Genomic DNA, 15012 nt, shown 5'->3' on the forward strand with positions numbered 1-15012 from the left:
ACTCAGCGAGGACCAGATGTCCAACGAAGACAAGTTCCGTGCATACCTGGCGCGTGCCGCAGCCGAGTTGAAGCAGGTGCGCGGGAGGCTCCAGCAGGTCGAGGACGCGTCGCACGAGCCGATCGCGATCGTCGGCATGTCCTGCCGTTACCCGGGCGGGGTGACGGACCCGGCCGCGCTGTGGGAGCTGGTGGCCTCCGGCGGGGACGTCATATCGGAGTTCCCCGACGACCGCGGCTGGGACACCGAGGCCCTTTACGACCCGGACCCGGACCGGACCGGCACGTCCTACACCCGCCAGGGTGGATTCCTGTACGACGCGGCCGACTTCGACGCCGGGTTCTTCGGGATCTCGCCGCGCGAGGCGCTGGCGATGGACCCGCAGCAGCGGCTCCTCCTGGAGTCGTCCTGGGAGGCCGTCGAGGCGGCGGGGATCGACCCCGTCTCGCTGCGGGGTTCGCAGACCGGTGTGTTCGCGGGGCTGATGTACCACGACCACGTGGCGCGGCTGCGTGACATCCCGGAGGGCCTGGAGGGGTTCCTCGGCAACGGCAACTCCGGGGCGATCACCTCGGGCCGGGTCGCGTACACCATGGGCCTCGAGGGTCCCGCGGTCACGGTGGACACGGCGTGCTCGTCGTCGCTGGTCGCCCTGCACTGGGCGATCCAGGCGCTGCGGTCGGGCGAGTGCGACTACGCGCTGGCCGGTGGTGTGACGGTGATGGCGACCCCCGCCACCTTCGTCGCGTTCTCCCGGCAGCGCGGGCTGGCCGCCGACGGGCGGTGCAAGCCCTTCGCGGAGGCCGCGGACGGCACCGGCTGGTCCGAGGGCGTGGGCATGCTGCTCGTGGAGCGGCTCTCCGACGCCCGGCGCAACGGCCACCACGTCCTTGCCGTGCTGCGCGGTTCGGCGGTCAACCAGGACGGCGCGTCCAACGGCCTGACCGCCCCCAACGGCCCCTCACAGCAGCGCGTCATCCAGCAGGCCCTGGAGAACGCCCGGCTGACGGCGCCCGACGTCGACGCGGTGGAGGCGCACGGCACGGGCACCAAGCTCGGCGATCCGATCGAGGCCCAGGCCCTGATCGCCACGTACGGGCAGGACCGGCCCGAGGACCGGCCGCTCTATCTGGGTTCCGTGAAGTCCAACCTGGGTCACACGCAGGCCGCGGCGGGTGTCGCGGGCATCATCAAGATGGTCCAGGCGATGCGCCACGGGGTGCTGCCGCAGACCCTCCACGTGGACGAGCCGACCTCGCACGTGGACTGGGCCGCGGGTGAGGTGCGGCTGCTGGAGGCGGCGCGCCCCTGGGAGAGCGACGGCCGGCCGCGCCGCGCGGGCATCTCGTCGTTCGGCGTGAGCGGCACCAACGCGCATGTCGTCCTGGAGGAGGCGCCGGAGCTCGAACCGGCCGGGGTCGTCGACGCAGCGCCGTCCGACGCAGCGCCGTCCGACGAGCCGTCAGCCAGCGAGACGACCGGTGAAGCGTCCGGGGACGCGTCCGCGGAGGCGTCCGAAGAGAGGGCTCCGGTGCCCCTCCCTGTGGTGCCGTGGGTGCTCTCCGGGAAAACCGCCAACGCCCTGCACGCCCAAGCCGCACGCCTGGCCGACCACCTCGACAACCACCCCGACACCGACCCCCACACCCTGGGCCACGCCCTGGCCACCACCCGCACCCACTTCGACCACCGCGCCACCCTCACCGGCACCACCACCCACCAACTCCACACCGCACTCCGCACCCTCGCCAACCACCACACCGCCCCCAACATCACCACCGGCCAAACCCACAAAGGCACCCTCGCCTTCATCTTCTCCGGCCAAGGCTCCCAACGCACCGGCATGGGCACCGACCTCTACCACCACTACCCCACCTTCGCCCACGCCTTCGACGAAGCCTGCACCCACCTCGACCCCCACCTCGACCAACCCCTACGCGACACCGTCTTCACCAGCGACACCCTCCACCAAACCGCCTACACCCAACCCGGCCTCTTCGCCTTCCAAACCGCCCTCTACCGCCTCATCGAATCCTGGGGCATCACCCCCGACCACCTCATCGGCCACTCCATCGGCGAAATCACCGCCGCCCACATCGCCGGCATCCTCACCCTCCAAGACGCCGCCACCCTCGTCACCACCCGCGCCCGCCTCATGCAAAACCAACCCCCCGGCGGCCCCATGGCCGCCATCCAAGCCACCGAAGAAGAAATCACCCCCCACCTCAAAAACTTCCCCAACCAACTCTCCATCGCCGCCATCAACAGCCCCACCAGCCTCGTCATCAGCGGCGACGACCACGCCGTCGAAACCCTCACCACCCACTTCGAAGACCAGGGCCGCAAAACCAAATGGCTCAACGTCTCCCACGCCTTCCACTCACCCCACATGGACGGCATGCTCCACCAATTCCACACCACCCTCGAAAAACTCACCTTCCACCCACCCAAAATCAACATCATCTCCAACCTCACCGGCCAACCCGCCACCCACGACATCCAAACCCCCCACTACTGGACCCGCCACGTCCGCGAAACCGTCCGCTTCCACCACGGCATCACCACCCTCCACAACCAAGGCACCACCCGCTACCTCGACCTCGGCCCCGACGGCACCGCCGCCACCATGACCACCAACTCCCTCCCGGATGACAGCAGTTCGCTCGTCGTGGCGGCAGTCCGCAAGGACCGCCCCGAAGCGGACACGCTCACCCGGGCGGTCGCCTCGCTGCACAACGACGGTGTACGCGTCGACTGGTCCGCCGCGTTCGCAGGCACCGGCACCGTGCCCCTGCCGACGTACGCCTTCCAGCGCGAGCGCTACTGGCTGCCCGCCACCCAGGGCACGACCGGGGCCGACCTCGCGTCGGCGGGCCTGACGACCGCGGGGCACCGCTGGCTGACGGCGGTCGCCACCCTGCCCGGCGAGGAGGGCCATCTGCTCTCCGGGCGGCTCTCGCTGCGCACCCAGCCCTGGCTCGCCGACCACGCGGTGTTCGGGGCGACGCTGGTCCCCGGCACCGGATTCCTGGACATGGCGCTGGCCGCGGCCCGCGTGGTGGGCGCGGCGCGCGTGCACCAACTGGCCCTGGCCAGGCCCCTGATGCTGACCGCGGACTCCGCCATCCGGCTGCAGCTGCGCGTCGAGGCCCCCGACGAGTCGGGCAAGCGGCCCTTCGCCGTGTACAGCCAGCCCGAGGACACCGCGGACCCGGGCGCCTGGACGCTGCACACCACGGGCGACCTCGCGGACGACCCGTCACCGGAGAACCCGGACGCGGGCGACGGGCAGGTCCCCGAGCTGTCCCGGTGGCCGGTCCCCGGGACCGAGCCCGTCGACCTGGGCGGCTTCTACGAGAGCCTGGACGCGCAGGGGTTCACGTACGGAGAAGGTTTCCAGGCCCTCAAGGAGCTGCGGACGGACGGACGCACCGGCTACGGCCGCGTCGTCCTGCCGGAGCAGGGCGGCCCGGTCGACGGCTTCGGCGTGCACCCGGCGCTGCTGGACGGCGCCCTGCACGTGCTGGCCGGAGTCGCGGCACCGGACGGCGCGGCGGACCCGGACACGGTGTTCCTGCCCTCGGCCTGGTCGGACGTGGAGCTGTACGCGACCGGCAGCAACGAACTCCTGGTGCGGGTCGAGATGCTGGAAGGCTCGGGAGACGCTCCCGTGGCCAGTGTGCTCGTGACCGACGCCGAGGGCTCTCCCGTACTGCGGGCGGGCGCCCTGGAGATGCAGCGGGCGACCGCCGCCCAACTGCGCGAGGCCCAGCAGCAGTCGGGCGTGGAGCACCTCTACCGGCTGGAGTTCCAGCAGGTCCGCTTGGCGGAGACCGCGGAACCCGAGCGCGACGGACTGGTGGTGCTCGGCTCCGGCGGTCTGGTCGCCCCGGCCCTCGGCGTCGAGCCGGCCGCTTCGGTCGAGGAGCTCGCCACCCGGGAGGCGCCCCGCCGGATCGTGGTGGACCTGACCTCCCCGGCCACCGGAGCGGCGTCCACCGTCGCCGAATCCGCCGGTGACGTCCTCACCGTGGCCCAACAGCTCCTGTCGGACGGGCGGTTCACCGCGGCGGAGGTCGTCTGGGTGACCCGGGATGCCGTCGCCGCACGTCCCGGGGACCGCGTGGACTCGCTCGGCGACAGCCCGGTCTGGGGCCTCGTCCGCACCGCGCGCGCCGAGCACGACGAGCGCTCCCTGCGCCTGGTCGACCTGGGCACGGGGGCCGTGGATCCCGCCCTGCTGGCCGCCGCGCTCGCGCTGCCCGGTGAGCCCGAGCTGGCACTGCGCGGCTCGACGGCCTACGCCCCGCGCCTGGTGCGGGCCGCGGGACCGGGCAGTGCGCTGACGCCGCCCGGCGGGGACGCGCCCTGGCGGCTGACCGTGCGGGAGAAGGGCCGCCTTGACACCCTCGCCTTCGAGACGACGGACGACGCCGAGCCGCTCGGCGAGCACGAGGTGCGGGTCCGTACCCGGGCCGCCGGGCTCAACTTCCGGGACGTGCTCAACGCGCTCGGCATGGTGCACGCGCCCGAACTGGGCCTGGAGTTCGCGGGCGAGGTCGTCGAGACCGGATCCGGGGTGACCCGGCTGCGGGTCGGGGACCGCGTGATGGGCCTGTCCGTCGGCACGTTCGGCACCGAGGTGCGGGCCGACGCGCGGGTGACGGCGCGCATCCCCGACGCGCTGACGTACACCGAGGCGGCGACGGTGCCGCTGGCCTACCTCACCGCCTACTACGCGCTGGTCGATCTGGGTGGGCTGCGGGCGGGCGAGAAGGTCCTCGTGCACGCGGCAGCAGGCGGCGTCGGCATGGCAGCCGTCCAACTCGCCCAGCACCTGGGCGCCGAGGTCTACGGCACCGCCAGCCCCGGCAAGTGGGACACCCTGCACCGCATGGGCCTGGACGACACCCACATCGCCCACTCCCGCAACACCCACTTCGAGACCAAATGGGCCGACCAGCAACTCGACGTCGTCCTCAACTCCCTGGCCCACGAATTCGTCGACGCCTCCCTGCGCCTCCTCCCCGAAGGCGGCCGCTTCCTGGAAATGGGCAAGACCGACATCCGCGACGCCACCGATGTCGCCACCACCCGCCCCGGCGTCCACTACCAGGCCTTCGACCTGATCGAGAGTGGCCCCGAGCGGATCGCGGAGATGTTCGTCGAGCTCACGCGGCTCTTCGAGGAGGGGGTGCTCACGCCGCTGCCGCTGTCGACGTACGACGTGCGGCACGCGCCCGAAGCGTTCCGGCACATGGGGCAGGGCCGGCACACGGGCAAGATCGTGCTCACCGTCCCCCGCCCCCTGGACCCCCAAGGCACCGTCCTGATCACCGGCGGCACCGGAGAACTCGGCCAACAGGTCGCCCAACGCCTCGTACAAGAACACGGCGCACGCCACCTCCTGCTCACCTCACGCCGAGGACCCAACACCCCCGGAACCACCGAACTGCGCGACCAACTACGCCAGATGGGAGCCGAATCGGTCGACGTCCGCGCCTGCGACATCGCCGACCCCGACCAGACCACCCACCTCCTCACCACCCTGGACCGCCCCCTCACCGCCGTCATCCACCTCGCCGGAATCATCGACGACGGCCTCCTCACCGGCCAGAACCCCCAACGCCTGGCCACCGTCTTCGCACCCAAAGCCACCGGCGCCACCCACCTCCACGAACTCACCAAGAATCTCGACCTCACCACCTTCGTCCTCTTCTCCTCCGCCGCCGGCACACTCGGCTCCCCCGGACAAAGCACCTACGGCGCCGCCAACGCCTACCTCGACGCCCTCGCCGCCCACCGCCGCGCCCACGGACAACCCGCCCTCAGCCTCGCCTGGGGCCTATGGGAACAAAACGGCACCGGCATGACCGCCCACCTCACCGACGCCGACCTCGCCCGCATGCGACGCGGCGGCGCCGCAGCACTCACCACCACCGAAGGCCTCGACCTCCTCGACACCGCACTCACCCGCCCCGAACCACAACTCATCCCCGTGAAGTTCGACGTGGGTCTGCTTCAGCGGGAGGCGGGTGCCGAGATACCCGCTCTCTTCCGGGCCCTGGTGCGCCCGAAGACCAGGCTGCGGCAGGCGGCGCAGTCCACGGCCGGGGGCGCGGCGTCGCTGCGCGACCGGTTGGCGGCCACGCCCGCCGAGGGGCGCGCGGACTTCCTCACGGAGTTCGTACGCCAGGAGGTGTCCTCCGTCCTCGGTGTCACCGGACCGGAGGGCGTCGGCACCGCGCAGGAGCTCAAGGAGCTGGGCATCGACTCGCTGATGGCGGTCGAGCTGCGCAAGCGCCTTGCCGACGCCACCGGTGCGACGCTGCCGTCCGACCTCGCGTTCGCCCACCCGACGCCGCAGGCGATCTCCGAGTTCCTGCTGCCGCAGCTCCTCGACGCCTCTGCCGCGGAGTCCCGGGGCCCGGTGTCCCAGGGCTCGGCGGGCGCCGGTACGGCCGACGACGGAGGGCTGCCCGCACTGGGGCGGGCCGACGGCACGGTCGAGTACCCGGCGACGGAGGGCCAGCGGCGGCTCTGGTTCATGGAGCGCATGCGGCCCGGATCTCCGCAGTACAACACAGTGTTCAAGCAGCAGGCCGCCCGGCCGCTGGACCAGGCGCTGCTGGCGCGCGCCCTGGAGTGGGTGGTGGGACGGCACGAGTCGCTCCGCACCTCGCTGCGGCCCGTCGGCGCCGGACTGGTGCAGGTGGTGCACCCGGAGTGCGCCGTGCCGCTGGTGCGCGAGGACTTCCGCGACGCGGACGACGCAGCGGTCGAGGAGCGCGTACGGCAGGAGGAGCTGCGGCCGCTCGACATGGGCCGCGGTCCGCTGGTGCGGGGCCTGGTGCTCGATCTGCCCGACGGCGGTCAGCTCCTGTGCTTCGTGCTGCACCACTCGATCACCGACGGATGGTCGTCGGGCCTCTTCCTGCACGATCTCTTCGAGGCCTACCACGCCTTCCGGGACGGCCGGGAGCCTCAGCGGCCGGTGGTCGAGCACCAGCTCGGCGACTACGCGCTCTGGGAGGAGCGCTGTGTCCGCGAGGGCCGTTTCGCGCCCGCCCTGGACTTCTTCGAGGGCGAACTGGCCGGTGTGCCGCGGCTGGAGTTCCCGCCCGGCCCGGCCGTCCCGGCTGTTCCGGAGGAGGAGGCGGAGGGCGACGCGGTGTACTTCACGGTGCCCGCGGCGCTGCGCGACGAGCTGGAGCAGCTCGCGTCGGCCTCGTCCGTGACGCCCTACACGGTGCTGCTGAGCGCCTTCGCCGTGCTCCTGAAGCGGTACTGCGACCAGGACGACTTCGCGGTCGGCACGGTGTGGGGCAACCGGCGGGTCGAGGGGACGGCGAACCTCGCCGGCTTCCTCGCGAACACGCTGCCGCTGCGCTGCGACCTGTCGGGCGACCCCACGTTCGGTGAGCTCCTCGGGGGCATGCGCTCCCGGGTGCTCGGGGTGCTCGAGCACCAGAGCACGCCGCTGACGGAGATCGTGCGGGTCGCGGCGGGTGCGCGTACCGGCGAGGAGAACCCCTTCTTCCGTGCGGTGTTCAACTACATCAGCGCGAGCGCGGCCGAACTCGGCGAGGGCGAGGACGCCTGGACCCGTCCGGAGTCCGCGAGCACGCTGGGCAACGTCCGGGGCGCGGCGAAGTTCGAGCTCGGTCTGACGCTGGTCTCCGACGCGTCGGGGCTGCGCGGCGAGCTGGAGTTCCAGTCGCACGTCCTGGACCGCGCGGCGGCGCTGCGCATGGCCAGGAACATGGAGACGCTGCTCGCGTCGATCGTGCGCGAGCCGGCCACGCGCGTCGGTGAGCTGCCGCTGATCTCCGACGAGGAGCTGGCCTGGCTGGCCGAGCGCGGCGGGCTCCTCGACCCGGCGGGCCCGGTGCCGGGCACGGCGCTCGGCCTCATCCTCGACCAGGTGCGGCGCACCCCGGACGCGGTCGCCGTGGTCTGCGACGGCGAGGAGCTGACGTACGGCGAACTGGCCGCGCGGGCCGGGGTGCTCGCCGGGACGCTGCAGGAACTCGGCGTCGGCGCGGACGTGCTCGTCGGCATCCATCTGCCGCGGTCCGCCCAGCTCGTGGTGTCCGTGGTCGCCGTCTGGCTGGCGGGCGGCGCCTATGTGCCGGTCGATCCCGGATACCCGAAGGCGCGTGTCGACCACGTCATCCAGGACAGCGGGCTGCGGGTGCTGATCACCTCGCGGGAGGGCAGCGGCGCACTCGACGGTGCGGCGGCGGACGTGCTCACCTTCGAGGACGTGCCGGCCCCGCGATCCGCGTCGCTGCCGGAGTTCGCGGGCCCCTCGCCCGCCGACCTGTCGCACGTCATCTACACGTCCGGGTCGACCGGCAGGCCCAAGGGCGTGCAGATCGAGCACGCCCAGCTGGCGAACTTCTTCGCCGCGGTCGACGAGCGGGTCGGCGGTGGCCCCGGCGCCACCTGGCTCGCCGTGACCAGCCCGTCGTTCGACATCTCCATGGTCGAGCTGCTGTGGACACTGACCCGCGGCTACCGGGTGGTGATCGCGCGGGGCAGCGTCGGCGAGTGGCCCGAGTACCGCTCGTACCGTCCCACTCATCTGCAGTGCACGCCTTCGCTCGCGCGGATGCTCCTGGCCGACACCGCGGGACGTGAACTCCTGGCCGGACTGGACAGGATGATCGTCGGCGGCGAGGCGCTGGACCGCGCGCTGGCCACGAAGCTCCTCGCGCACTGCGGCGGCGAGGTCACCAACATCTACGGGCCGACCGAGACCACGGTGTGGTCCTCGACCTGGGACGTGCGGCCGGGCGACGTGTCGCTCGGCGACGCGGTGCACAACACGCACCTCTACCTCCTCGACAGGGCGGGGAGGCGGGTCCCGCGAGGGGTCCGCGGCGAGCTGTGGATCGGCGGACTCGGCGTCAGCCGGGGCTACTTGGACCGACCGGAGCTGACCGCCGAGCGCTATCTCCCCGACCCGTTCGCGGCGGGCAACGCGGGCACGACAGGCACGGCAGGCTCGGCAGGCACAGACGCCCGGATGTACCGCACCGGCGATGTGGTGCGCTATCGCGAGGACGGCAGCCTGGAGTTCTGCGGCCGTGCCGACGCGCAGGTGAAACTGCGCGGTCACCGCATCGAGCTGGGTGAGCTCGAGGCGCTCGGCAGCGAGCACCCGGGCGTGGCGGAGTGCGCGGCAGTCGTCCGCGAGGACGTGCCCGGCGACCCCAAGCTGTGCCTGTACTGGACGCCGTCCGCGCAGGGCGCGACGCGGGAGGAGCTGACCGCGCACTTCGCCGGGCAGGTCCCCGCGTTCATGGTGCCCTCGCGTTTCGTCACGATGACGGAGCTTCCGCACACCCCGAACGCCAAGGTGGACCGCGACGCGGTCAAGCGGCTGCCGGAGCCGGGGGCCGCCGACGAGGGTGTGCAGAGCCCCGTGGGCGGTGCCGAGCCGGTGGCGGAACTCGTCGCCGGTGCCTGGGAGTCGGTCCTCGGGATCACGCGCATCGACCGTGACAAGGGGTTCTTCGAGCTGGGTGCCAGCTCGATGTCGGCGCTCAGTGCCCATCAACTGATCTGTGCGGGTCTTGGCCGGGAGTTCCCGCTGTCGTCGGTGTTCCGCTACCCGACGGTGCGCAGGCTCGCCGCCTTCCTCGGCGGTGACACCGAACAGGCCGTGCGCGCGGAACGGGTCGGGACGGGGGCGGACGACGAGGCGATCGCCATCGTCGGCCTCGCCTGCCGGCTGCCGGGCGCCCCCGACGTCGGGACGTTCTGGCACAACCTGCGCAGCGGCACGGACTCCGTCCGGCACTTCACCGAGGCGGAGTTGCGGGAGGCGGGCGTGCCCGAGGCCCTGCTCGCCGATCCCTCGTACGTCAGGGCCAAGGGGTACGTCGAGGACGCGGACCGCTTCGACGCCGCGTTCTTCGGCTACTCGCGCGCCGAGGCGGAGGTGATGGACCCGCAGCACCGGCTGTTCCTGGAGTGCGCCTGGGAGGGTCTCGAGGACGCGGGGATCGTGCCCGCGGGCTTCGACGGCAGGATCGCGGTGTACGGCGGTTCCGGCTTCGGCGGCTACCACCAGGACGACGCCACGGACCTGTCGGCGTTCTACCGCACCATGGTCGGCACCAAGGGCGACTTCCTGGCTCCCCGGGTCTCGCACAAGCTGAACCTGCGCGGCCCCGCACTGAACGTCCAGACGGCCTGCTCGACCGGGCTCGTCGCCACCCACCTCGCGCGGGAGAGCCTGCTGCGCGGCGAGTCGGACGTGGCGCTGGTCGGCGCGGCCTCCCTCTCCGTGCCGCTCAAGCAGGGCTACCCGTACCAGGACGGCATGATCGTCTCTCCGGACGGGGTGTGCCGCGCGTTCGACGAGAACGCCGCGGGCACCGTGTTCAGCGACGGCGTCGGTGTGGTGGTCCTGCGGCGGCTGTCCGACGCGCTCGCCGCCGGTGACACCGTCTACGCGGTGGTGCGCGGCAGCGCGATCAACAACGACGGCTCGGACAAGGTGGGCTTCACCGCGCCGAGCGTGACGGGCCAGGCCCGGGTGATCGCCGCCGCCCAGGCCGCCGCCGGGGTGGAGCCCGGCTCCATCGGCTATGTGGAGGCGCACGGGACGGGCACGGCCCTCGGCGACCCGATCGAGGTGCAGGCCCTCCAGGAGGTCTTCGCGGCCGACGGGCGGACCGGGCCCTGTGCGCTGGGCTCGGTGAAGACCAACATCGGCCACACCGACGCGACGGCCGGTGTCACCGGCCTGATCAAGACGGTCCTCTCGCTGCACCACGCGAAGCTGGTGCCCAGCCTCCACTTCGAGCGGCCGAACCCGGAACTGGGTCTTGACCCGGAGCTGTTCTACGTCAACACGGAGCTGCGGGACTGGGCCGAGGACGGACCGCGCAGGGCGGGTGTGTCGTCGTTCGGTATCGGCGGCACCAACGCCCACGTGGTGCTCGAACAGGCGCCTGCCGGTACGGCACCGGAGCGGCCCGCGGCGGGCGGCGGCACGGAGCTGCCGCTGCTCCTGTCGGGGCGCGACGAGACGGCGCTGCGGGCCCAGGCGGGCCGGTGGGCCGGCTGGCTCGACGGCCGGACCGACGTGGACCCGGCGGACCTCGCGTTCACCGCCGCACTGCGCCGCACCCACTTCGACGCCCGGGCGGCGGTCGTCGCCGGATCGGTGACCGAACTGCGGGACGGCCTGCGCGCGTTGGCCGAGGAACGGACGGACGACCGCGTCGTCCAGGGGCGTCCCGTGGTGGGCGGCCTCGCCGTACTCTTCACCGGGCAGGGCAGCCAGCGTGCCGGGATGGGTCGTGAACTGTACGCGGCACACCCGGTGTTCGCCGCCGCGCTCGACGAGGTGTGCGCCGCTCTCGACGCGCACCTGGACCGTCCGCTGAAGGACGTCATGTTCGACGAGGACGGTGCGGCGCTGGACTCGACGGGCTTCACGCAGCCCGCGCTGTTCGCCTTCGAGGTGGCGCTGTTCCGGCTGCTCGAATCGTGGGGGGTGCGGCCGGACACACTGGCCGGGCACTCCATCGGCGAGTTGACGGCCGCCCATGTGGCCGGGGTGTGGTCACTGCGGGACGCGGCCCTGATCGTGAGCGCCCGGGGCCGGCTGATGCAGGCCCTGCCCGCGGGCGGGGCGATGGCCTCCGTCCGCGCGACGGAGGAGGAGGTGCGTGCCGTCCTGACCGAGGGCGTCGGCATCGCCGCCCTCAACGGCCCCTCCATGTCCGTCGTCTCGGGGACGGAGGAAGCCGTGGAGCGGGTGAGGGCGCACTTCGCGGAGGCGGGCCGCAAGACCCGCAGGCTGCCGGTGAGCCACGCCTTCCACTCGCCGCTGATGGAGCCGATGCTCGCCGAGTTCGGGCGGATCGCGGCGGGCCTGTCCCACCGTGCGCCAACGCTGCCGATCGTCTCGACGCTGACCGGCGCCCCCGTTTCGTACGAGGAGCTGTCCGATCCCGCCTACTGGGTGCGGCACGTGCGGGAGGCGGTGCGCTTCGCGGACGCCGTCACCGCCCTGGAGGAGCAGGGTGCGAGCCGCTTCCTCGAGATCGGTCCCGCCGCCGTCCTTTCGGTGCTGGCCGACGAGTCGCTGACCGCGGGCGCCGTGGCCGTGCCGGCCCTGCGCCGGGGCGTTCCGGAGACGCGGGCGCTCACCGAGGCGGTGGCCCGGCTGCACACGCTGGGCACGCCGATCGCCTGGCAGGACGTGTACGGGGGTGTCGCGGAGGCCGTCGCCGGGCTTCCCGGCTACGCCTTCCAGCGCCGCCGGTACTGGAAGGACGCCCCGAAGAAGGCCGATCCCGTGGCCGCCGCGCCGGACAAGGCGTTCTGGGACGTGGTGAGCGGCGGTCTGCCGGGGAACCTCGCCGACCTGCTCGAACTGCCGGAGCAACTGCGCGCCGGTATGGCCGAGTTGCTGCCTCACCTGGCCGGCTGGCGGGCAAAGCAGGAGCTGCCGGGCACGGTCGCCGACTGGCTGTACGAGGAGACGTGGCAGTCGGCGGACGCGGCCGGGTCCGCGGTCCTCGACGGGGCCTGGGCCGTGCTCGCCCCCGAGGCCGGGGCCGTGGCGGCGCACGAGGTGGCGTCGGTGCTCGAACGGGCCGGTGCGCGGGTCCATCCGGTGACCCTGCCGGCCGGCCGCGAGGAGATCGGGGCGGCCCTCGCCGCCCTGCCCGCGGAGCTGAGCGGCGTGCTCACCCTGAGCCCGCTGGACGAGGAGAACGGCCCCGCGTCCCTGCCCGCCGGGTTCTTCCAGACGCTCGCCGTCGTGCAGGCGCTCGGCCGCAGCCACCCGCTGGTGCCGGTCCGGGCGCTGACCAGGGGGGCCGTCGCCGTGGACGGCGCCGAACTCCCGCAGTACCGACAGGCATTGGTGTGCGGCCTGGGCCGTGTGCTGGCCCTGGAGGAGCCGCACCGCTGGGGCGGCCTGGTCGATCTGCCGCAGGCGCTGCCCGAGACGTGGGCGGACCAGCTCGTGCGTACGCTGACCGCGGCCGACCACGAGGACCATGTGGCGCTGCGGCCCGGCGGGAGGCTCGTACGGCGGCTGCGCCGTGCGCGGCCGAACGTCGCGCGGGAGACCTGGTCGATGAGCGGCACCGCCCTGATCACCGGCGGGACCGGTGCCCTTGGCCGGCGGCTGGCCCGCTGGCTGGCCGGCCGGGGCGCCGAACGGATCGTGCTCGCCGCGCGGAACACCGAACCCACCCCGGAGACAGCGGAGTTGACGGCGGAACTGGCCGCCGCGGGAGTGCCGGTCGAGCTGCGCACATGCGACGTGTCGGACGCCCGGCAGACCGATGAGCTGGTGGCGTACGCGGACACCGGCGACCGGCCGCTGACCGTGGTGGCCCACCTGGCGGGCATGGCCCGGGTCGCAGCCGTCGCCGAGCTCCGCGAGGAGGACGCCGCCGAGGAGTTCGCGGCGAAGGTGACCGGCGCCTGGAACCTGCACGACGCCCTGTCGCAGCGTTCACTCACGGCCTTCCTGCTGTACGGCAGCGGTGCGAGCCTGTGGGGCGCGGGCGGGCAGGGGGCGTACGGCGCGGCGAACACCGCGCTCGACGGCCTCGCCAGGTACCGCAGGGCCAAGGGGCTGCCCGCCACCGTGCTGCACTGGGGCGGCTGGTCGGGCGGCGGCATGCTGACCGAGGGTGCCGACGAGCAGCTGCGGGCCCGCGGACTGCGCGCGATCTCCCCGGAGGGCGCGCTGCACGGGCTCGAACTCGCCCTGCGGTCCGACTCCGTGGCGCTGGGTGTCGCCGACATCGACTGGGCCCGGTTCGCACCGGCCTTCGCGATGGCCCGGCCGCGTCCGCTGCTGCGGGGGGTCGAAGAGGCGCGTACGGCGATGGCCGACGACGCGGATGAGCCGTCGGCCGGGGCAGGGGACGAGCTGCGTGCCCGCCTCTCGTCGGCCGCCGAGCACGACCGTGCCGGTCTGGCCACGGATCTCGTACGGGCCGAGGTGGCCGGTGTGCTGGGGCTCGGGCACGCCGAGGTGCCGGCCGGGCAGCCGCTGCAGCAGCTCGGCATGGACTCGCTGATGGCGGTGACCCTGCGCGAGCGCCTCACGCGTGCCACCGGGCTCGTCCTGGCCAAGGACGTGGTCTTCCGGCACCCGACCACCGAGGCCCTGGCGGCCCACGTCCTCGCCACGCTGGCGCCGGACAACACGGCGGCCGCCGTACCGGCCACGGCTCAGAGCCCCTGGCTGCGGGTGCTCAAGCCCGCGGCCCGGCCCCGCGCGCGCATCGTGGCGGTATCCGGAATGGGCGGCACCACAGGCGCCCACGTACCGCTGATCCCTTACGTGCCGGAAGGCGTCGAGCTGCTGGGGATCGCGCTGCCCGGCCGTGAGAGCCGGGCCGACGAGGCGCCGTTGACCACCATGGACCCGCTGGTCGACGCGGTGTTCGAGGCCCTGTCGGAGCGGCCGGGCGTGCCGACCGTCCTGTACGGGCACAGCCAGGGCTCCTGGGTGGTCTGGGAGCTGGCGCACCGTCTGCAGGGCCTGGCGGACGCGCCGGAGCTGGCACTCGTCGTGGCCTGCGGGCTGCCGCCGCTCGAGCCGAACCCGATCACCGAGCGGATGAGCACGGTCTCCGAACTGTGGGACACCGCGGGGCCCGACGAGCTCGCCGAGGTCTTCCGCGATCTGCTGCCCGACCGGGTGGTGGACAACAAGGAGATCTTCGCGGACTACGTCACCGCGCTGCGCGCCGACGTGACGCTCGCGCAGAACTACCTCGAGGTCCTGCCCGCGGTCGCCCGGGACCCGCTGAGCATTCCGGTCGTCGCCGTGTCGGCGAACGGGGACCCGCTCATGCCGGGCGCCGTGATGGAGGCGTGGGGAACGCTGACGAACGGAGCCTTCGTCAGCCGCGCGATCGAGGGCACGCACGCCGCCCCCATAGAGAACCCGGCGGCGCTCGCCGCGCGGCTCCTCGATGCCATGCCGGAAAGCACCACGGACCGGATCTAGGGCCG

Annotated in this window: 1 protein-coding gene; it reads left to right on the forward strand. The window is 73.0% G+C overall.

Annotated features, from left to right (window positions below; translation table 11 throughout):
* Positions 1-16 precede the first annotated feature (16 nt).
* Positions 17-15007, forward strand: coding sequence for an amino acid adenylation domain-containing protein (locus AB0E78_RS40950; RefSeq protein WP_361844529.1), 14991 nt, complete (start codon positions 17-19; stop codon positions 15005-15007).
* Positions 15008-15012: the final 5 nt, after the last annotated feature.

It is taken from the genome of Streptomyces sp. NPDC032198 (genome assembly GCF_040636975.1).
In the GTDB taxonomy this organism is placed as follows: domain Bacteria; phylum Actinomycetota; class Actinomycetes; order Streptomycetales; family Streptomycetaceae; genus Streptomyces.

Bases quoted from the DNA above. Each gene is read 5' to 3' on its own strand.
- AB0E78_RS40950 (WP_361844529.1), top strand. From the start codon at position 17: ATGTCCAACGAAGACAAGTTCCGTGCATACCTGGCGCGTGCCGCAGCC.